16 protein-coding genes and 1 pseudogene are annotated in these 21,344 nt (G+C 53.4%); 4 read left to right on the forward strand and 13 right to left on the reverse strand.

Translation table 11 applies throughout. From position 1 onward, the window contains the following. Window positions 1–106: 106 nt before the first annotated feature. The 6 genes from RTI28_RS21725 to RTI28_RS21750 form a co-directional block, all read right to left on the reverse strand. Window positions 107–1,858, reverse strand: coding sequence for a UvrD-helicase domain-containing protein (locus tag RTI28_RS21725; protein ID WP_316922470.1), 1,752 nt, complete (start codon window positions 1,856–1,858; stop codon window positions 107–109). Further along, a complete protein-coding gene (locus RTI28_RS21730; RefSeq protein ID WP_316922343.1) occupies window positions 1,858–3,762 on the reverse strand; it encodes an ATP-dependent nuclease in 1,905 nt (634 codons plus the stop codon). The genes RTI28_RS21725 and RTI28_RS21730 overlap by 1 nt, the downstream gene beginning before the upstream one ends. A gap of 182 nt (window positions 3,763–3,944) precedes the next feature. Continuing rightward, the gene (locus RTI28_RS21735) at window positions 3,945–4,781 is read right to left on the reverse strand and encodes a hypothetical protein (protein ID WP_316922344.1); all 837 of its coding nucleotides are present in this window, start codon (window positions 4,779–4,781) and stop codon (window positions 3,945–3,947) included. After that, window positions 4,778–6,019 (reverse strand): hypothetical protein, encoded by a 1,242-nt coding sequence (locus tag RTI28_RS21740; RefSeq protein WP_316922345.1) that lies wholly within the window; start codon window positions 6,017–6,019, stop codon window positions 4,778–4,780. The genes RTI28_RS21735 and RTI28_RS21740 overlap by 4 nt, the downstream gene beginning before the upstream one ends. After that, a complete protein-coding gene (locus tag RTI28_RS21745; protein WP_316922346.1) occupies window positions 6,016–6,663 on the reverse strand; it encodes a hypothetical protein in 648 nt (215 codons plus the stop codon). Before RTI28_RS21745 ends, RTI28_RS21740 begins: the two co-directional genes overlap by 4 nt. Then, window positions 6,660–10,388, reverse strand: a complete 3,729-nt coding sequence (locus tag RTI28_RS21750; protein WP_316922347.1) for an ATP-binding protein — start codon at window positions 10,386–10,388, stop codon at window positions 6,660–6,662. The genes RTI28_RS21745 and RTI28_RS21750 overlap by 4 nt, the downstream gene beginning before the upstream one ends. A 135-nt stretch (window positions 10,389–10,523) precedes the next feature. On the opposite strand from RTI28_RS21750, the gene RTI28_RS21755 reads away from it, so the two are divergent. Further along, a complete protein-coding gene (locus tag RTI28_RS21755; RefSeq protein ID WP_316922348.1) occupies window positions 10,524–11,417 on the forward strand; it encodes a WYL domain-containing protein in 894 nt (297 codons plus the stop codon). Between the two features lie 55 nt (window positions 11,418–11,472). Here RTI28_RS21755 and RTI28_RS21760 read toward each other — a convergent pair whose 3' ends face one another. The 6 genes and pseudogenes from RTI28_RS21760 to RTI28_RS21785 all read right to left on the reverse strand — a co-directional run. Beyond that, window positions 11,473–11,811, reverse strand: coding sequence for a hypothetical protein (locus RTI28_RS21760; protein ID WP_316922349.1), 339 nt, complete (start codon window positions 11,809–11,811; stop codon window positions 11,473–11,475). A gap of 248 nt (window positions 11,812–12,059) precedes the next feature. Beyond that, on the reverse strand, window positions 12,060–12,224 hold the full coding sequence (locus RTI28_RS21765) for a hypothetical protein (RefSeq protein WP_316922350.1): 165 nt from the start codon (window positions 12,222–12,224) through the stop codon (window positions 12,060–12,062). Between the two features lie 217 nt (window positions 12,225–12,441). Then, on the reverse strand, window positions 12,442–13,083 hold the full coding sequence (locus RTI28_RS21770) for a GIY-YIG nuclease family protein (RefSeq protein WP_316922351.1): 642 nt from the start codon (window positions 13,081–13,083) through the stop codon (window positions 12,442–12,444). A gap of 1,035 nt (window positions 13,084–14,118) precedes the next feature. Continuing rightward, on the reverse strand, window positions 14,119–16,272 hold the full coding sequence (locus RTI28_RS21775) for an AAA family ATPase (RefSeq protein WP_316922352.1): 2,154 nt from the start codon (window positions 16,270–16,272) through the stop codon (window positions 14,119–14,121). A 517-nt stretch (window positions 16,273–16,789) separates the two neighbouring features. Then, the gene (locus RTI28_RS21780; protein ID WP_316922353.1) at window positions 16,790–17,416 is read right to left on the reverse strand and encodes a metallophosphoesterase; all 627 of its coding nucleotides are present in this window, start codon (window positions 17,414–17,416) and stop codon (window positions 16,790–16,792) included. Then, window positions 17,361–18,086, reverse strand: a pseudogene (locus tag RTI28_RS21785) (PAS domain-containing protein); the annotation flags it as partial. The gene RTI28_RS21780 and the pseudogene RTI28_RS21785, both read right to left, overlap by 56 nt. A gap of 280 nt (window positions 18,087–18,366) precedes the next feature. Here RTI28_RS21785 and RTI28_RS21790 point away from each other — a divergent pair. Beyond that, the gene (locus RTI28_RS21790; RefSeq protein ID WP_316922354.1) at window positions 18,367–19,368 is read left to right on the forward strand and encodes a metallophosphoesterase; all 1,002 of its coding nucleotides are present in this window, start codon (window positions 18,367–18,369) and stop codon (window positions 19,366–19,368) included. Window positions 19,369–19,395: 27 nt separating this feature from the next. Beyond that, the gene (locus tag RTI28_RS21795) at window positions 19,396–19,509 is read left to right on the forward strand and encodes a type II toxin-antitoxin system Phd/YefM family antitoxin (protein WP_235200660.1); all 114 of its coding nucleotides are present in this window, start codon (window positions 19,396–19,398) and stop codon (window positions 19,507–19,509) included. Between the two features lie 80 nt (window positions 19,510–19,589). Here the strand turns inward: RTI28_RS21795 and RTI28_RS21800 are convergent, their stop codons facing one another. Further along, window positions 19,590–20,696 (reverse strand): hypothetical protein, encoded by a 1,107-nt coding sequence (locus tag RTI28_RS21800; protein WP_316922356.1) that lies wholly within the window; start codon window positions 20,694–20,696, stop codon window positions 19,590–19,592. A gap of 461 nt (window positions 20,697–21,157) precedes the next feature. Here RTI28_RS21800 and RTI28_RS21805 point away from each other — a divergent pair, with 461 nt between their 5' ends. Further along, window positions 21,158–21,340, forward strand: coding sequence for a hypothetical protein (locus RTI28_RS21805; RefSeq protein WP_316922357.1), 183 nt, complete (start codon window positions 21,158–21,160; stop codon window positions 21,338–21,340). Window positions 21,341–21,344: the final 4 nt, after the last annotated feature.

The following is a 21,344-nucleotide window of genomic DNA, read 5'->3' on the forward strand; positions in this document are numbered from 1 at the left end:
ACCCCTAAGTCATCGTCAAGCCGTCTCCCAACCAGTTCGCGAGGCAGGCAGTCAGCAGGCAGCAGGAGACGGTCTGCGAGGTAATCGCTGTAGGATCGCTTTGACTTCAAGCGAGTTCAAACCCCAGTTGAGTTAGCATCTCTTTGTCTGCAGCTTTGAGCTTTTTTACTGCCCAAATGAGCACATGGCGCGGACGAGAGCTAGCTACGTACGCAAATCGCGCACCCTCGGATTTTGGATCGGCAAGCCACTCTTGCCAATTGGAAAGATGCCTACCCTTCTGAAGTGACGACACGACCACTGTTGCATCATGGGTTTCTCCCTTGACCTGGTGGATGGTCTCATATCGCAAAGCGTCAACAACGGCTTGCTCAGCTACGCCCTTGCCAAGTCGCACGCTCAACGCAGTGTCTCCTTGATTGTCGGGGGCTCTAAGGATTAGTCCTCTCAGAGGGTCAAGCTCAGATTTTATCTCAGCTAGTACAAACGGCTGGTCTGGTAGAGCCTGCAGGGCACGCTTGGTCAGAGCTGCCCATTGCTTCCATGTAAGCTCCAGGTTGCCAGCACCTGCGCTCAATAGGTGTTTCAAACACTCATGAATGAATTTCCGCCAAGCAAGCTTGGACTCGACCTCGACCGGACAATGCGGCCCCGCCTTTGTTACTTGGAGGGAGAGCTTATCTGCCAGCCATTCAGCAAATAGGCCAACCGCGACGTTTAGCTCTGCGTTGCTACCGCTTTCGGCAGATACGCATGCGAGAGCCAGTATCTCAACTCTTTTGAAATCGTCACCTTTTCGAAACCGCTGGAGCGTACTATGCCCACGAGCTACAACGACAACCTCCTTGTGCCCCTTCGTGAGCTCGATGATTCTCGGCAACAGCTCTGAAGGGCATTTTGAATACTGAAGCAGAAGCGGCTTAATGGGGGCGATAGCGGGATTGCCGACGATTCGATCAATCCGCAGCAAGTCGCTACACAGATCCACTATGGGTTGCCCGCTTCGCCAATTGGCGGTGAGAGGTAACTCTGCAAAACCAAGCTCAGTTAGGAGTGCCCTCACATTTTCTGGATTGGATTTTCTGAACCCGTAGATCGACTGGTTCAAATCGCCCACGAAATGGAACTTGACACCTAGTGAGTGTAGCTTGCGCACTATTGCTAACTGCTCTGCCGATAGGTCTTGGCACTCATCGACAATGACGAGTGGAAAGCGCTTCGCCAGCCGCTGGAAATAGCCTGCCAGCGTAGGCCGCTGAAAGGCCCTCAGCGCTATCACATCCACATCTCTGTAGGTTGCAAAGCCAGCAGCCCAAAAGCGTTTCTTCGTCTCAATCAAGTCGTCTTGAGAGACTTGGCTGAGCACCTCAGCGTTGAGCTGCGTATCCCTTGTACGTACGCCAGTCGAGAACGTGAATTTTCGACTATGCAGGTCATAGCTGTACTTGCAGGCAGAGATTGTGCGACCACAAATTTTTGTTCGTGTGTGGAAGATGTCCGCTTTGTTTTCCAAGATCCTGATCCGGCTATCCCCCTCTTTCCCAGGATAACCAGTAACCTCACTTGCGATGTTTGCGACCATTCGTGAATGAACAAAGCTGTCGAAGGTCGAGACTAGGTGCGGGAAGCCTAACGGTTCCCCTAGATATCGCACCAATCTATCCTTCACCTCGTGCGTTGCGCTGTTTGAGAACGTCAAAACCGCTATTCCAGCAGGGAAACGAGTCCATTCCTCGACGACCTTAGCTACCATGGCAGCGACAACCTCTGTCTTGCCGCTGCCAGGGCAAGCTTTGAGGTATATATGCCGATCTAAAGGCGCGCCGATGTAGGCTTTCTGCTCATCTGTCAGGCTGATCATTTCGCAGGTGCTTCATCGAGCCCGCACGCCCAGAGAATGGCATCACGGATGTAAGCTGGTACAACGAAGTCACCATCTTGCTTTTCCAGTGCATCGGCGAAAGCCTGAGCGAAGATCCCTTTGCCGATACTTGTGGAGTCGATACGGTTAAGCAGCTCTATGGCGTGGCCAGCTCGCTCTGGACTCTTCATAACACCAAAATCTAGCTTCGCTCTCTCTCGAAGCTCGGGAGCCACCGTTCCTTCCTGCGCAGGCCAGAGTTTGGCGGCGATGGTGAGCATCATTTTTAGGTTCGAGCCTTCCATGGCAATGTCGTATTCAAAGGTTTTGTATTTACCTGCGTAAAGCCGTCCGAACTGCGATTGACCAATTTTGGCAGTCAGAGCAAGCGCATGGTTTTCTCCCTCCCTCAGATCGTCGTCATGCGGTACATAGTCAATCGAAATTTTCTTGTCACCGTTGCCGTCAACCTTGATTGTCTTGGGCGGGTCTTTATCGGTCAGGCCAGCACAGCGTACCGGCAAATTTTCTCCTGTGCTCTCATCACTCACATCGCAGAACAGCTGCATGAAGTGTTTGAAGTAGATGCCTCCTAGATTGATGACGGAGACTCCGTAGTCCTCAAGGGTGTTCATACCCTCGCCGTACTCGGCGAGCACTCGTTTGGCTAGCTCAGGGATCACCATCGCCTCAGCGATTCCCTCAACGAGAATGGAGCCTTTTGAGAAAAGCAGGTTGGACTTGGTGACATCAAGCCAGCGGTCAATGAACTGTCTGCTGGGCTCGGGAAGTCCACACGTTCGCAGAGGAATCGCGATAGGGGCGCCGGCATTGGAGAGATGAATGATTTCATCAACCGATACGGCTGCTGAAATGACCGTGGAGTGGGTGGTAATGATCACCTGAATGCCCTTGTCCTTAGCCATGGTGCTCAGATGCTTAAGAAGGCGAATTTGCAACTGGGGGTGCAAATGGGCTTCGGGCTCTTCAATCAGCAGGAGCCGCAGGTAGGTTTCCTCTCCCCGCTCCTCCTCCACTTCCAAGGTCAGCTCTGCCAAGATGGAAGCGATATACAGCAGATTGTTGTAACCCAGGCTGTTTTCTTCCAGCGCCCGGAATTGAGTAGCCTCGGCTTTCGACAGGTTTGGGAAGTAGAGCAGCCGCAAGCCTTCAACAATGCGAGAGAAGCTCACCTCCGAGAATTGGATCAGCGTGCTCTGAGATAGGTGCATTCCCAACGCAGCCCTAAGACTATTGCCAATGCGCTCGTTGGCCTGCCTTATAGCGTATTTATCGCTCTCAGAAAGCTCCTGGTTGAACGCACCGACACGCTCCTCCAAGGGGTGAGGTTTCCCCTCCCGCCTCGCTACATCGAGCTCTTTGCGGCACAGCGCTTTTAACAGCCGGGCTAGACGAGATTGGCGCCCATCCCTAAGCTTTGTCTCTGCATCACGTAGCGGCGGCAGGTAAATGCAATGAATGAGGTCGAGGGTCTCACCTTCTAGCGCTGCGCCTCGCATTTCGCCGCCATAGAGATTGGTTTTAAATCGGCCGCGGGATTCCATGTTGAGGGCAGTAAATGTGAGCTTCGCCTCGTCGCCTGTGCCGCACCAGTCGCGGAACGCGACGGCGTCATCTTGATCCAGGTCAGAAAAGGTAGCTTGGATCTCGATCGATTGAGCTGCTACTGCAGCCTCATCGAATCCCCGGTGAAAGTCTCGTTCGTTGATCAGCCGTTTGCCAGACTCTGAGTCATTGAAAAGTTGGCGAACCGCAGCAATCACACCTGTTTTTCCGGCTCCGTTCTCGCCCACCAGGACGTTGAGACCGTCGTGAAATTCGATCGTGAACGGCGCGCCAAAACACTTGAAGCCCTTAATGTCTAGGGTGCGTAGGTACATGAAGATCCTTTCCTAACCTAAAAATGGAGTGGCGCCAAGGCATAACTGATCCAGGGCTCGCATCCAGCTGGCAGAGCGACATGCACGATGATGCCATATCGCCTTCACTCAAGGAGGGCGACATTCGATCTGCAGGAGTGATTTGCACCAACGATGGCTCAGACGTTAGCCCTGAAGAGTATCTAATGACGCCAGACCTGTAGCGGCTGTCGTGCCATCGACTCCTGACTGAATCCAGTTCGAAGCTCGGATAGCACCGATGCCAACGGATGGCCTGTTTTGAGCAGGCCGTCCATCACCCGGAGCTGGTTCATATAATCATGTGGTTTATCCAAGCCTCTCGATCGGAGCTCACTGAGAGCGGCGATTGTGCAGCTTATGACTCCACAGCAACTGGCGGCATTCAAGCTATTGGCCAACCCCTGAGGATCGGTATCCGGAAAGTAATAGACACGCGGGGTTAGCTTCGCCAAGGCAGCAGCAGTTGCGATTGAAAACTGTGGCGACCCTCTAAACACCCACGGGGCTCCCGCGAGATCTGTAGGCATTTGATAGAGGTGTGCTTGTAGGAGAACTTCAAGGTTCTCAACCATGATGAAACAATCGAGCCCAGCTACAAGATCTGCAGGGATGGCCAGTGAGCCACCTTCAGGGATCTCATACTGGCGCTTAGCCAAAACGACCTTACCCTCTGGGTTGCTAACCAGTACCAGGTTTCGGCCGATGACCTCGTTAGATGCCTTCTCTACCCGAGAGCGGCCGGCCAGTTCTATCCTTGAGCCTTCAACTTTCCTTGCCTCAAGTGGATCCCACTTAGCTTTATCGATCAGCAGGTTCCTGAGTGCCTGGCGATCAGCAGGGCTCAGCAATAGCTTGCTACCACTGATCTCACCGACTCCGTAGTGTTGATGAATCGTCGTCCATAGCTTGCCCAAGTCAACACTGTCATGCCCCATGCGCACAAGTGTGCTGATCATCTCAATGCTTCGCTTGCTGCGTAAAACGCTGTGATCACTCATTCGCCGCGTCTCTTGATACGTAGGGTTAGGTCAGTCACTACCTGGTTCGCGATACCCCTCGGCATGGGCTCAGCTACGGGTTCGAGCACGTATCGCAGTGGCTTTTCAGTCTTTTCCGCAACGACCACAAGGTTTCGATAGTAGGCATCCAGCGCGTACAGCCATACGTTCACCCCGTACTCTCGATCAGCATTACCTTCCCAGTAGCGGCTGGCGCTCTGAGGTGTGCGGTGCTCCTTCAATGTCGCAAGCATTGCCTCCAAATGTGGTTGAGCAAATGGAATCGGGGCTTCCACAAGCTCAAGCTCCGTTGGAACTACGCGCGTAGCTGGTCTAGACGCAAGATCGTCGACAGCCTTCCGCACCCTGGGGGCAGGTAGCGAATGGATGAGTAGCGCCATGTCGTCGATCGCTTGCGAGTCCTCTACCGGAGGATGAAGGTAGCCTCCGAGGGACAACGGCGAAGCGCATGCCCATTCCGCGGCATCTGCCCGATCTAAAATGCCGTCCAGCTCCGGCAGGTTGCCGGCCTGAAGCCAGCTCTCAACTGCCAGTACGACTTGGCGCATGCGGTTACGCTTTCTTACTGTCACCCCCAATTGGTCGAGCCTGGTGATCAAGTCACCCAGCCGCGTGCGTTGTCTCATGATTGCGCTATGGAGGGTAGTCAGCAGCAGGCGACGCAGCGTCCTGTCACTCTGGCACCAGCTCCAAAGCTTCTTGTATTCAAAAGAATCCAGCTTGTCAGCTAAACGCTCCAGTCGCTCCACGGCATGCCGGATATCTCGAAGGCGGTCTTCGAACCGAGGAGAAAAGCCGTATCGGCCTTCGATGAATTCGGTTGTTGCGCGATGCTCATCCCGTAGGTGTGTCACGACTTGGCGCACTGCCAGCCAGATTGATCGCTGCTCTTTTTCAGCCTCAGCTAGCGATATGTCCTTCGCAGATTGATAGCGTTCACAAGCCTGCTCAATCTTGACCAACAACTCCTCAAGATCAGGCGCCGAGAGCTCGAAGCGCTGCGAGCTGATCCGCACACCAAGGTCAATCAGGAGCGATGAGGGATGAAGGGCGCCTTCAAACTCATCGACCAGATGCTGCTTGATCAGCCACATAATGCCTTGGGTCATAATTTCTGGCTTGCTAGCGCCCTCCTCATCCGCCTGGACAATGGACTCTAGCGTTGCGGCGTTAGCCACCAGATGCTTACCTAATGTTGCCCAATCTTCTGCTCTCACAGGATTAACTCGCTCTGTGTATCGCTCGCTGCATCGCTCTCATCATCAGGTACCAATTTCTGGTGTTCGACGATCCAAGACATCGCCCGATAGAGGTAAGCCATTTTGCCCGTAGCGACATAAATGGATGATGCGGCCCCTTTTCGAACCAGAAAACCTTGCTCCTCCATGGTCTTGAGCACGACTGACAGCTTCTCACTGTGGCTCTCACCGCGCTTGGACTTGCGGAAGAAGGTATGACCAGCAAGGTCACGCAATTGGTCTGCGCATATCGAGCTGCTCTCAACCTGTGTCAGGATTTCCGCGGTATGCACCTCCTCCCCAGGAGCCAAGCATGCGTCACCTCGACCAGCCCGGGCACATAGCTGAATGAATTCAACCACTGGCCAGATGGCTTCACGGATATGCTTGAACTCTTCCGAAGCTGCGGCGCGATCATTGGCATTGGAGAGGTTCACGAAGCGTGAAAAGAACGCACTCGGTTGCTCCACGCTACCCAGCCAACCAAGCGTCCTACCCAATGGCTGTAACGCCTGCTCGATCGCACGTGCATAACTGGCGCTACACAGCTCGCTGTAGAGTTCTGGGGCCGAGTAGCGACAAATGAAGCGACCAGCCAGGAGATGTTCGAGGACTTCTCTCATGCTAATGCCTCCATCTCGTCATCGAGCTCAAGCTCGTCATTCAGCTCCGCGAGCCTGTCAGTTTCCGGGGCTTGATACTGCTTGACGTAGACGGCTCCAGAAGGTCGACGATCAAGTGCGTAAAGGTGCGTGAAGTGACGGATAAGCTCAGGTGCACCGCCAGGGAAACCAAGCATCAGCTGGGAATTTCGAGCGTTGAAGTATTTGAGCAAGGTATATGCGTTGTTCACATCAAGCTCCAGCGCCTCATCAATAGGCAGGAGCAGGTCGAAGTCAGCGTCACGGCGAATGAGCTCGAAGAGGGCCTGGTATATCATTCCGACGATGATTTTGAGCTGGCCTGTACTGAGTCCATCGCCAAGGTCTGCAGTGTTGAAGGCGACCCTCTGAGCGCCATTGACCATCCAGCTCAAGGATACGTCGAAACAGTCTGCAAGCTTTGTTGAGAGCAAGCCGCCGGCTTTCATACGGCGCTGCATGGCCATCAATCGCTCGTTGAGCGCATCTGTGGGAATCTCACCAGCTGGCTTAACGCGCCAGCGATTGTATTGCTCCACCAATCCATCGATTTCGTCCCAAGCGCTGATGTCGTGAATTCGGGAAACCACGCGGAACTCGAAGTTAGTGAACTGAGGAAATGCTGCCAGCACTTCGGTCACTTTCTTGGTCGCCTTCCGCCCGAGATCCTGAATGGCACGATGGAGGCCATTGAGGACTGATTGGTTTTCGGAGACCTGTGTGCAGAGTGTCCTGACACGCGTGATCAGCTTGCTGCGCTGCACGTCGTGACCCTCTGCCATGTAAATCTGCAGTTCAGGCGTGGCATGGAACCATGCGCGCTCTCCAGTAGCATCCGCCTGACGTGCTCGCATAGCGATATCTTGAATCGCGTCATATTCGGCAGTGTCACGCGGGCCAGCCATAATGCCCATCTCGATCTGTCTGAAAAGGCTGCGGCCCTCATCCCGATGGCTATTCGCATCACGCTGTAGCCGCCCTACCTCGCCTTCAATGTCGGCAGGGGTGAGTTTCCGCAAGCTATCCAGGTCAGAATTCACTACAGGAGTGTTCTCAAGGCGCTTCAACACCGATGTCAGGATCAATAGCTTCGATTCAACGACAGACTGGCGCTCGGCAAGCACTGCTTGGGCTGCTTTGAAGGCCCTCACTTGCTCACTCCTTGATTCTTGAAGTACCCGGGCCTCATCCACTATACGGCTGGTGACTTCTGAAGCCTGGAGGCGTGCCGCCTCAAGTGTGGGGAGTTTGGGAAGGTCATCTCTGAGCCACAGTTGATAGCTGCGGATGTCGGACAGATGATCATTAAGCGTCGCGAGCTTCGTCTTGATACCATCGATCTCTGCCTCAAGCTTTGTGATGGCATTACCATCAACCCCAGCTTCTGTGAGCTCATGCATTCGGGCAGAGGTGTAGGCATGAAGCTTGTCGCTTTGCTCTTGGTCAAGCGCACCGAGAGCAGCAACCTTCAAGCGCTCAATTTCCCCCAGTTGAGCCAACGCTTCTTGCCTGACTTCCTGCATGATGCCTTTGAGATTAGCAAGGTGCTGCAGCTGCGAGTTTCTCAGCTCTTGACGCTGGGCGACGTGGATACTGAGACAGCGCGAAGCTTCAGCCGTCGCGTGGGAGCATTCGACTCGCTCCTGAGCGATCTTGCCTTGGCCCTCTTCCTCTAATGTGGCGATCAAGCCTTGCAGTGCTTTGAGATTCTCATGGTGTTTGTTCTGTCGGCCATGGATTTCTGCAAGCACAGACTGGTGCTGCTTACGTTGCTCCAGCAGTACGGCGGTTTTTCGTGTGAGCAGCTGCTGTTCATCCTCGATGTCAATCAGGCGTTGGTTCGCGATTGCCAGGGAAGATTCGATTAGCTCCTTATCAGCTTCCGCTACAGGTTGAAGCCTATGGAGGTCGAGCTGAACCCCAAAAAGCCCCGACGATTCGAGGATGCGCGAAGGCGAAAGGTCAGTCCGTAGCAGGAGGTTGGGATTAATGACTCTGCCAATGGATTGATCCCACGCTGGGCACTCAGACCGCAGAAAGGCCAGCAATGTATCTTCACCCGGGTTGAGTTGACGACTTAGCGCTTCGACGTCGTTACGCAGTTCCTCCCGCCGGTTGACGAGGATCTGTTGTTCGCCTGCTATTGCCTGCTGGTCTAGAGCGAACCGGCGCTGCTCAGCTTCATGTGCGACGATTTCGGTCGTTGCCTGATCGTATTCTGCCCGAATTAGCTCTATCGATCGTTGCTCGTTCTGGATTGCTTCTGTGGTCTCTGGCAAAAACCGAAGCTTTCCCAAAAATGCTGCCCGGGTCTGAAGATCTGTCAGTGCAGTGGCCAGTACAGTGTGTTTCTTGTCGTGCTCCTCAAGCTCGAGAGTATGCTGTTCGCGAGCACATTCTGCCTGGCTCTCCAGCTGATCCAATTGAGCCTGGGATTTCTCCCTGACATCTGCCTGCCGTGTATCAGACTCCTGAGTACGCTTTTGTTTACGCTCCAGGACTGAGCGAATGAGCTCGGCCTCCAGCTTCTCGTACCGGTTTTGGATTCCCTGGCCTTGTTCTACGAGGATGGAGTGTTCTGTTCCTAGTGCCCGCAGGCCCTCCTCGAGCGCCGGCATTGAGGCATAGTCTGTCATCAAGGAAGGTACGATGCTCTGATCAAATTGTTTCTTTTGATTGATCAGATCCTGGACATCTTTCACCGCGTCCTTCTCTGCACGACGCGCGTTCCCTAGCCGATCCTGAAGGGCTTCATTCTTTTCGTTGTGAGTATCGGTCGCCACGATTTCGCGCTTTCGGGCCTCTCCAATCTCCTCCAAGACGATCGTCTTAGCGCTTTGAGCTTCGTTTAGCTGTTCAGCTGCAATCCTCTTGAGTCGCCCCTGCTGTCCTTCATTGGCCACAAGCCGAGGATGCAGTTCAGAGAGACGGTCAATCATGGGGCTGATTTGCCTCTCCATGATCAAGAAGCTTGCCCGGCTATCAACCGCGCCAGTAAAAGCACCTAGATCCATTCCGGAGAGATCTACGCCCTCTACGCCGGTCTCCTGTTGGAGGATTTCTTTCATTGCCGATTTCATGGAGTCGAAGGTGCCTTTCGACTCGAGAAGCGAGAACATCAGGTTGTCGATGCCCCCAAAGTGATGGCGGAATGGCGCTAGTGAATAGGCGCGTCGAAGCGCAGCGATCATTCGTTTGCGGTCAACAGAATTGATGCCGTCTAGATCCGCTAAGCCGGTGTTGTATTGGATGATCCTCAGGTAGTCACGAGGCGTGAGCTCGGGGGTACAGTCGATTCGCATATTCGCCGCACGACGCTGTAGACTGCTGGGCTCGACCAAAAGACCAATGGTTTGATCCACATACAAGAGCTCCGCATCCCACGGGCTGCTTATCAGGCGATACGCGTACCCTGAGGAGGAGCGATGAAGCACTGCACATCGCGGTACATTCTCATGATTCAGGTACTCAAAAACGATGTAGCTAGTGAAGCTCGGCAGATAGTGATCGGCAAAGCTGGATGTGTTTGTCCCCGCCTTGACCATCCTGCCGGCACTGGCTCCGTAGAAAAGTGGGATGAGCTTCAGAAAGGTCGATTTACCAATGCCATTGGTACCTGTCAGGCAGGTATTGGCATCAACAAGCACTTCGGCCTTGTCGCCGGCACAAAGAGAGTCAATCAGAACGATGCGGAGCAAACGTGACATAGCAAACCTCTGAGGAAGGAGTCACATGGCGCACCTACAAGCGACCAGCTAAAATGAGCGCCACAAGGGATCATAATGATCTTGTGCTGGGACGATAACGATCCCTGCGCAAGCTTGCAACTGAGGTTTTATACAGTGAGTTCGACCGAAGAACTTCCGCAGCTGTCGCAGAAGCAGCGCGATCGACTGGCTTTCATCGAGCTCCAGGCGTGGTTTTGTGGGGCAGTATCGCGCCAAGATATCGTCCAGCGTTTTGAGCTACAGACAGCTGCCGCCACCCGCGATCTAGCTCTATACCGCCGCTTAGCACCGGAAAATTTGGTATTCGATAATCGTACGAAGGCCTACAGTCCGGCCGACTGCTTCTCGCCGATTTTTGATTTCACTTCAGATCAAGTGCTTACCTGGGTAAGCCGGGGTTTTGGTGATGCTGAGCCATCGACTTGGACGCCGGGAATACCCTGCTTGGCCCAACCACAGCTTGCGAAACCGCGACTAGAAATCCTTGCATCCATTTGCCGTGCTATTAAGCAAAAGCATGCGGTGCGAATTGCCTATGAATCCATGCGCGAAAAAAGTGAGCGGGAATTTGTGCCCTACGCACTTTTTGACAATGGCCAGAGGTGGCATGTGCGTGGACATGATCGGAAGAGTGGTCAATTCAGAGACTTTGCGATCACTCGCATTACTGCTGTACGTGCCATTGAGGGCGCTATCCTCCCGAACGAGGAAATGGATGAGGATGATCAGTGGAATCATCGAGTGGAGCTAGAGCTTGTGCCTCATCCCAATCTTTCGAGACCAGAAACCGCAATACTCGACTTCGATATGGATGAAACCGCCACCCTGAAAATCCGGCTACGTGCAGCTGTGGTGGGTTATGCACTCCGACAATGGTCGGTTGACTGCAGTCCTGATCACTCACTCGACCCGGTGGAATTTCGGCTTTGGTTGAAAAATCCTGGAGCTCTTTATGGCGTTGATAACCTAGAGCTTGCGCCTGGTTTTCCGCGCAACGAGCATCAGTGATTTCCCGGGCGGCACTTCGTAGCCGCCCTCTCTCCCAAGCAGGGCGGAAAACTCGTTACGCCTTCAGGTCACTCGCATCGCTGTTCACTCGCAACTCCTTGATTTCAGCTTCTGCACTTGCGAGTTTCTGAATCAAATCGCCTTCCCTCCGCTGCGCCGCAGTCGCCTCCGATAGAGCTTCACTTACCTCATTGGTCTTGATTTCAAGCTGTTGCGCTAGCAGCTCTTTAGCGCCTTCCGCGCGTGCAGTCGCTGCATTCGTGATGCTTAGGTCGCCCCTCAGATGATCGATAGCATCTCGATGCTGGTTCGCTTCCTTGGCGTGCTGGCGGTTTTCGGCGATCAGGCGTTCGTTGTCGCGGATCATTCGAATGGCATCGTCCTCGCGGAGCATCGGACTACTCAGGTGCACCAGGCACGACAAGCAGTTGAACCAGTTTCACGGCCAATCTTTGCGCAACACGTTGGTACCCTTCTTGCCAACGGTGCGACCAATCTTGAGGAGATTCCCCCTTACCTCACTTAGCTGAAGCGATGCTTTAGTCTTCCTCGCAGCACCTCCAGGGTCTTGCGTGAATATCTCCATTAGAGTGGTATCTATGTCTGAGCAAACCTGTAGCACCCTCCCTTTACTACCTGGGCTCAGAGCATCATCGCCAAAATTGCTTCACCCTGAATCAGTGTCGACACCTCAACAGCGAATCGCTGAGCATCCAAAGCAGATACTCCAGAGAAGCCAACACCCTTCTTAAAGCTCATGGTGTGAACAAAGTTTTTCATCGCATCTGACGGATCGATCGACTCCATGTTGAGCCTATCCACTGTAGCCCTTGAGAACGCAACGCTCAGAATTGGCTGATCCTCCATATGTCCCGTTGAGCTGTTTAAGACGTTGTCTATAGCGGTAACAATCACTAAATCATCAGGAAGGATTGCGAGTAGCTCACGCCCAAGCCCCTCTTGGCTGGCTCGTAACAAGACATTCCGGCCAGCGCTTTGAACATCTCAAACCTAAACCCGCTTCTCACGCTTCCTCAATCTTACGATGGATGGCGATTAGCTCTGGCATGAACTGAAGACAATGCGATGTAAAGAACTCACGCGATTTGTTGATCCGATACTTGTCGAACAAACAGTGTAAGGCCTGCTCTAGCTTGGAGTAGTTGGTGGTTTCAAGTTGACTCAGAATCGTGAAGCGGAATGGCACTCCAGTTGTGTAAAGCTGGGTGATGCGTTTGTCGACCGAGCCAGTGGTGATACCGATTTTGACAATCTCAACCTGGTCAGCGGTATAGAGCCCCGTGGCAAGCACGTACAGGGTGCCGATATCTGCTTCCAGCTTGGCGAGATCTTCCCCCTCAATGAAATCATCAGCCTTAATTTCGGCAGAACTCGCATCTGCCAGGAGCGTCATCAGGTGAGGTTTTCTACTCTTGTCTGCCGAAATGTCCGAAGCGCTTCTGCAGGCTAGGTATATTCGCGCCAGCACCGCATGATCCAAATCCTTGTAGTTGCCTGCCTCAATGTTTCTCAGGTGGCTAGGGGTACCAACGTGTTGCGGGTACTCCACCTTCACAATTCCTCGGATTTGCTGAGGGGTCAACCCGTCAGGGTGCTGGCGAAGAATCTGCCGAATTACATCGGTAAAGCTGAGCTCGTCCTGCATCATCAATCCTAAAAAATGGCCCGTATCCTACTTAATCGACTAGATACCTTACCTATCTTGTGAGCGAGGTTATCTCTAGCTCTTAAGTGTGAAGAAAGCTATAGCCTTATGCCGACTTCACCAACACTTGCTAGCGTCACTGCCGCGCATCTTCGCAGAAAAAAATCGGCGGGCATCAGAGGGCCCCTTGGTAATCAAGTGCTCAAGCACGCTTCATAAGTCATGCGAGCCGTCAATAGTGGGCCCAGCTTCCTCGGAGCATTACATGCCGGCTCCTCACCAAACTACTTGGCCTGAATCGCTTTGCTCGACCAGAAGTCTTGCCAAAGAAGGTTCTCGAAAAACCGGGCACCGCGAGGCTTTCAAGAAAATCAAAAAATGGTGCAGCATACTCTGTACGTAGTAGGAGGCGACCTCTCCTAGGGTTGTGTGGGTTCCCCTTGATAGATCGTCTGACGACAATGCTCATGATTAATCTCGTGTGTAGAAATGATAGATCACCATAGGTGTAGGTTTACGCTGCAGAGCGTGATGATGTTGACCATAAGCTTCGGCATAAAGTAGGCACGACACCGCACCCATAGCCAGACATTTCATAACTATCGCACGTCAGGATTTAGGCGTAGGAGTGGGTTGAATCAAGCAGAACATACGTGCAAAAAGGGGGCAGCCACCCCCTAGGGGGGTTAGAAGTTACCGCTGTGGCAGCGAGCGACGATGCTTGCACACCGTCTCCCAACGACCAAGGCGGAAACGTTCGTATTGCCTTACAGGCACTACCTTCTCACGATTGCTCATGATCAGTTTCTCCATCCGTCCTCAGCGGGCTGCTGAGCGCCTTCACACTCCGTATGCGAAGCAGTGCACGTTGAATGCGCGGCGGTACTAGAGAATCCTTGGGGGTAGCTGCGAAGGCAATACTAGCAAGGCCAGATGCTGTTGAGAAGGCCATTGGCCACCACCAAAAAAGCATCTGCCCTAGACTTTAGTAGCCCCCAACCTGGCGTCAAAGGCTGATGGGATGAGGCCACAGCGTCAGGTCATCATCAGGTTGTAGTGCTCTTCGAAATCTGTAGCGACAAAGATCTTTTTAAACTGATCTAGGTATTGCCTAGGGTCAATGCCGCCAAATTCACCCAGATTGACGGGGTCGGAGTGAGATTCGCGGTTGATGTACCGGTAAAGAGCTCGGAACTCGGGGTTCGCATCGGACAGGTCATCAATCACCTTCCAGAGCTTTTCCTTACGCTGTACGAAGCCGAAGTAGTATTCCAAGATGTTTCTCATCATGTTTGGGATCAGAGCCGGGGAAGCTTTGCCTTCGAGGGCGTCCTTCATCGTGTGCCAGAAGGCATGGTAGTCATTCCGAATGTCCCGTCTTTGAAGAGGCTGGATGGTACTGTGATCAGCCTTTGAGACCTTGAATAAAGTCATTTCGTTTTCGCGCCGGTCATCCTCTATCAGCTTGATGAGCTCATGGTAGAAGAACAGATTGTGGGTCATGACAATGACCTGCTTGAAGCGATTGGCCGGAAGGAGTACGTGCTTGCGGATGAGCGAGGCGACATCGTAGACGTAATTGTGGGACAGGCTGGAAATTGGATCGTCGATCACGACGATGCGTTGGCTTTTGAGCTTCTTTGACGCGGAATCCAGCTCTCCGTTGCACACCTCTAGGAAGTAGAGGAACGAGATCAGCGTCTTTTCCCCCTCACTGAGCGTATTGAATACCTTTTCCCTCGCTCCTGCCCTCTGCAGTCGGTATTGAGGGATAGGGCCCTCCTCTTTAACCAGCTCGAAGCCTTGCAATCCGAGCAACCCTAGCCAACGGTTGATGTTCTCGACAGCCTGATCAATGTTGGTGGTCTGCGAGGTGTACTCCGCTTTCTTCTTACGAAGCTCGACGATTTCGTCCCGCATGGCTTGCACGCTTTCGCGCTTCTTGTTGCGAAGCTCTCTGAACTTCTCAATTTTTGGAAGCGTGTCTCGCAGCAGCTCATCGCAAGCGTCTCGATAGCAGTACCAGAAACGCTCGGTGATCATCACCAGATGCCTACTCTTCTCACGAAGCTTGTCGTTGAAAGCTTTTATACGAACCTGCTCCACCTCAATCAGCTGATTGATGTCTGCGATCAGATCGTCGCTTGAGGAAAGCGTGACCACGATAGATGGATTCGAAACCTTCTTATCGAGCAAGGAGAGGTTATCGATCAGTAGCGCTTTGAGGTCGGCAGTCAGCTGAGCCAGTTTTGGAGTGGGATAGTCTGCGCTGTCAATTTGGGCAACCAGCGTTTCCACTCCGGAACTGTATTGCGACTGTAGCTTTAGGAGCCGGCCGAGCCGTTCCTCATAGGTCTTGTCGAACACCTTTTTGATGTCGTCGTAGAAATTTTTGGGCAGGTTTTGCTGGCAGAGCGGGCATTGCTCGGCATTTAGTTCAAGGTAGCCGAAAGATTGCTTCACCCAGTCGGAGTTACCCAGGGCAAGGATAAGGGCTGAGAGATAGGACTCGTCAGAAGCGACGATCTGCTCCTGGAGCAGTGAATCTTGCTCGACCACCTTCGCCCAGAAGGAAACGCTCTGAATGGAGGGGATGGGCTGGTCATTAGCCTTGACCAACTCATTCGCTTCATTTGCTAGTAACTCAAAGGTGTCAGGGGTCTCCGAAAACGCCAGGCTAGTGACCTTATCAAGCATGCGATCCTTGGTGTGGACGCCCTGCAGACAGTAGGCTAGCGCCGTCGACTCTACCTGCTTACGCAGGGCCCAAATACCGTCCTTAAAGGATTGCTCCAAGGCCTCTTGAGCGGCTTTGGACTCCTTCCCTACCGTCATTTCTGCTTGATAGTCGGCTTCCAATGCTTGAATCGCGGCCTCAGACTGCCTGAGCAATTTCTCAGCCTCAACGTTGTCTTCGTTGAGAGTGAATACACCTGGCTGACTACCCCCATGAAAATTCTTCTCGATGAAGGCTTGGTTGTAAACGCAGATATCAGGCTCTACGGCTTGCTCTGAAATGCTGCAGCGTCCGAACGACGGATGATCCAGGGTCTGCAGATAGTTACCGATCGTTGACTTCCCCGCGCCATTTTGGCCGTAGATGAGGTTTATTTTCTTCAGTGGCCCAAGCACCACTGGAGCGACTGGGGAATAGCTGGAGACATCACACAACGACACGTTTAGCAGCATGAGGGCAGTCCTTGGCAACCGGCCGATCTGGTTTGGATCAATGATATGGGGCTATTTGCTGATGTTAATAGCACTATAGTGGCAACGAAAGGGCTGCCCGCACTCCCCGGCCACCTCGGTAGTAAGCAATCCCCCAAATGAGTACATTTGTACTCTTGGCCGTATCAAGCCTTTGGACGCCTCACAAGTTGAAGAAGAGCAAGCCGGCCTCTTCGAGTCCAGATTGGCGATAGGCACATAACCTTCGCTCAACGTAATCAAGGCATTAAACGCTGATGCGAGGGGGCAGATTGGCATTCCCTGCCATTCAAGATCGATCGCACTTGCATACCCGCCCTTGGCATACCAGGTCGTCATAGCACGCGACAACGTCCTCCAGGCCCATCCGAGCGTGTCATCAGCACTTTCATCTCAAGGTCGAACGCTTGCAGCAACTGAATCAACACACCAACCTTCACGCACTCCTCCCACTCCGCGACGATTACCTGACGCAACTGGTTGCCCCTACCCTACAAGCTCAGGATAGAAGGCTTCGGGATGATGCAGCCGGTCTCTTCGAGCCCGAACCGTCGATGGCCATGATGGATCTGAACGCTCCGCCATGAGCCTCAAAACCAAGCTTCGGCCAGTCAGACCTGTAATTGAGAGAGTCATGATGATGTCCATGCACGACCATTTTTGCGCCCATTGCCTGGGCGAGCTCATCGATCTCTGAATAACCGTGCGGGTGGCAGCTAGGAGCCTCATGAGTGACTAGGATGTTCGCGTTCTCCATCGAGAGCGAGAAGTAGTCGTCTGGGTAGATTGCAGAAAGCGCGTGCTGCTTATTCGTCGCTACGATGTCTTCGTGCTGAGGTCTGAGCGCCAGGCGCTCGAGGTAGTCTGCGTAATGCTGAATACCGGTATCAGGGCTGCCTGGTAGCCAGACTTGCGACTCGAAGGTGCCACCAAGCCCTGCTATACGATGGCCAGCAATCTCCACTACCCGGCCATGCAAACTACGATCTGCGAGGCTGTTGCCGTGCAAATTGTGCCAATAGGCTGGACGATCGCTATCATGGTTGCCGTGAATGAACCAGATCTCAGTCTGCAGTACCGTCCGGCATATCGACACGCTCCTCAATCTGAACGGGCTTCCCGCCATGCATGACGCGTTGATCAGTTTCCATGATCTGGCGTGCCTGAGCCTTGTCTTCCAGAAACTCTAAGTCGGTTTTGCCCAAGTAGAATTCTGGCGACTTGCCGATGAGCTGGGTTGCTCCATGGTTCGCAACAAGGAGCCGGCCTTCCAAATCTTTGGCGTAGACGACGCCAGGCACTGCAGCGGTAAAAGTTCGGAGTAAGGCTGACATCCTGTCGCGCTCAGCCTCTGCAGAGCATCGTGACTCGGATCCCAGGGAAGCGTACAGCTTTGCCTTCAAAGTTGAGCTCTGCGCGGCCATTCGCCTCAATCCATCGAAAGCTGCCATCTTCTTGCCGCCCCCTGTACTCACACCGGTATGCACCTCCACGATTCATCGCTTCCTGGATGTCGGCGGAGACACGATCACGGTCATCAGGGTGAATGGAGGAGAATGCTTCTTCGAGCGGAATGCCGGCCATACGCCTGTCCGCCGGCAGCCCGAATGATCGTAAAAAACGCTCATCGGCGGTTACCCGGTTTTCCGGAATGTCCCACACCCATGTTCCGATGATGGCGCCAGCATCTAGTGCCAGTTGCAGGCGCTCAGAAGCGGTCGTCGGAACGTTTGTTCATTACTGGGTGATGCCGGAGCATCAAAGGTGCCTGGAGTACAAGGGCCTTCGCGATCCATAAAATGCTCATTTTTAAGCGCTTCGGCGACAAGCCAATGGGTCTGGGTGAGCCAGGCTCGCAATCTAGCCTAACGTCCCTGCAAATTCCTAAACGAAACGTTAGATCACGGCCACTCATAGTGTCCCATTTTGGGAACATTAGCCCATAAAAATGCCCGTAATGTTCCCATTTGTGATCATTACGCCAAGCGTTGCTGAAGGCTTGGTTTTACTCGACGAAGGCACTCAAGAAGCGGAAAATAGACGGCTTATCGACATACCCGGCAACGTAACCGACCCATGAATTCCAAGCTTTTCAAGCTGTCTCACAATCCTCATGGCCGCGATTTCGTGGTCGGTGATATTCACTTCAAAACCATCGATCTTCACCGAGGTTTGCATGCGCTGGATTTCGATAAAACCAAGGATCGAGTGATCGCTGTAGGGGATCTGATTGATCGTGGCCCTGGCGTTCTAGACGGCCTGAAGCTGCTAGGTGAGCCTTGGTTTTTTTGTGTCCAGGGCAACCATGAGCAGATGCTAATCGACGCTTACCGCGAGAATCCAGATGCTCGCTACGCAGCCCATGGTGCCGGGTGGTGGCAAACGATCGCCGACGAGTCGAAGAGCATGATTATCGACAAGCTGATGGGCCTCCCTCTAGCTATCGAAATCGAAACCGACAACGGGACTGTTGGAGTAGTGCACGCGGATGTGCCTGCAGGAGTTCCTTGGCCAACCTTTGTGTCCGAACTCGACAATCCTGCGATCGAAGATATTGCTCTGTGGGGCAGAGACCGTATCAAAAAGCATCACCGTGAAGGTGTGAAGGATGTGTGGCGAGTTTGTACAGGGCATACCTGGGTGCCCCGCCCCTTGAGGCTAGGTAACGTGCTTGCTCTGGACATTACCGGTGGCGGCGATGGCTCGTTGGCGATCTACTGCGCCCAGCACGACACCACGTACATCGACGGAGTGCCTGCATCGCTTGACCAGGTCGAGCGTCTGACTGAAAAGATGCAGATGCTGGAAGAGAAAGCTCAGCAACTGAAGACAGCCCTGAATGGAAACAAACTCATTGAGTCGCAGATTCATGCCACCGCAGTCGACGTGATCGTGAAGCAGGTGACTTCAATGTGGCTTGAACTACAAGAAGGTGTGGCTGAGCAGGAGAAATTGATCAACGCTCTTCACGGCCTAAGCTTGGTCAAAGGTGAACGGCGAGACAGCAAGGTCGACGAACTGTGTAGCCAGCACGCTGGTAGTCAAACTGAGAGCTTGCTTCGTCGGCTACTGGGCTGAGGAGGATGGATGGAACGAGTGTTCAGCATGAGCCAAGCGCGCCGGCGTTGGAGGCGGCTTCTCAGGCTTGTCGCGCAAGGTGAGACCTTTGTGATCACAAAGCACGGCAAACCGGTTACCAAGCTTTGCCCACCTGAATGATCTTTCCCGTGGGCTTCGGCCTTACACATGCTTCATAAATTCAGCGGCAGCCTGGAGCGGCTTACCAGGCACCAGCAGGCTCAGCGATTGATCATAGTGGAGAGATACTCAGCCATTTCTCCATAGCCACTGACAACGTCACAGCCGAACAGGGTGTCCAGCTTGATCCGCGGATCAGTCAGGATGTTCGCCAGCTTCCTGTCAGTGAAAAAAGCGGATGCCACAGGGAGTGCAGAGGCCGCCACCATGAAGTCGTTGGGATCGCCACGTTTGTATTTTCGGTTCGAATCGAACCTCATCAGCCCGTAGAGAGAGCTCAGAATTCGAAGAGTCGGAAGCGCCTTGGTACTGGGGTTGTCCTTCCAATACTTCAACGCCTGCACGGCTTCGAAGATAATCTGTGCAGGCGAAGCATCAAAGCCATTCTCCTCATACCAACCCTCGATGCCACCTTGTAACTCGACAAATCGGCCAGTAATCAGGTCAGGAATTTTCGCCTGGTGCTCCACCTTCCCTGCATTAAGGTCTTCGATGCCCCTCGAGTTGTTCCATTTTTCGCCGGGGGCTATACGGGCTGCTTCAAGCTGCACCGAGAATGGGAGTTCTGATAACGCGTCATAGAAGGCTTTTTGCAGAGCTAATTGATCAACGCCTGAGGGCATCGAGTCTGTGAAGCTTATGCTCGGAATCCCCAACAGCTCCATGGGGCTGCACAAGAAGTCACTGCTTATCGACGCTTCATCCAGCTGACTCAGCCTGATGAGCTTGATCTCACTTCCAACTACGTCAGTCTGAGGAAGTGTGCAGAAGCCTCGGGAAAGCTCGTCCACTAGCTCACTCAATGACTCTCGGCTGGATGGATCAATCATTGAGTCCAGCTCAAAGTAGGTCGGAGCCCCTATAGGAAAAGCAAATTTCCCTGAGGCGGCAGCCTGCTCCAAGGCTTGAACGTACAGCGTCATCTCAGGCCGGAGCACCTTGCCTAGCCGGTAGTCCGAGACACACTTCCAAGCATTCGTGTCGAGGTAAATCAGAGTGAATGCTTTTGCCTGTGCCGACTTTTCTCGCCGCCGCGCCCGGACGTGTTCAGCAAAGCTCACCTGTGCTTGACCACGGTGGATTTCGAGGTAGTAGTTGATTCGAGGAAGCATCTCACGTGCTTTCGAGTCAAGGCTGGGCGAAATCAAAGGTGGCGTGTCCTCCGTAATTGTCCATGCTCAAGTAGAGCGAACTGCGTCTCGATGTGCCTGGAGATGGATCATCTCTCTCTCCCACTCATCTACGAATTTTTTGAGGTCGTCCAGATAGGACCCGGCGGCTAGGCGGGTAGAACCAACGCTCGCTTGGTCAAACCGTTCACGCCATGGCATTGGGATGCTGTGCCCAGCAACGATCGCCCGGCCTGAACGATGAGTAGATGTAATAACCATGGAGAGAAGATGCTTGCAGGATCGATCGATATCCGCTTGGCCACATGCATATGCCTCCAGCTTCTGGAGCAACGTCATCGCAGCTGGGTCACCAGGCTGGAGTGCAGATAGAGCCCATAGCGCTCTGCGCCTTTCGAGCTCAGCGGCAGCCAGATCAGCACCTACATTCTCATCATTCACCATTGCCGTTGAGAGCCTCCTGACTGGATTTTATGCCCATGATCATGGCCACCACAGCATTGTGCATCGTACCTGAGTACCTCTGCTTCGATGGGATCGCGACGGCGGACTGGATGCAGCTCATCGATGAGCTTGTACAAATCAACAGGCAGAAAAAAACCGCCAACCGGCGGTTCTCAAGGCCTTGCTCGGGGTCTCTGGCTCTCCACGACGAGTTTTGAGTTG

Origin of the sequence: Pseudomonas sp. zfem002, from assembly GCF_032621685.1 — a bacterium.
Classification (GTDB): domain Bacteria; phylum Pseudomonadota; class Gammaproteobacteria; order Pseudomonadales; family Pseudomonadaceae; genus Aquipseudomonas; species Aquipseudomonas japonica.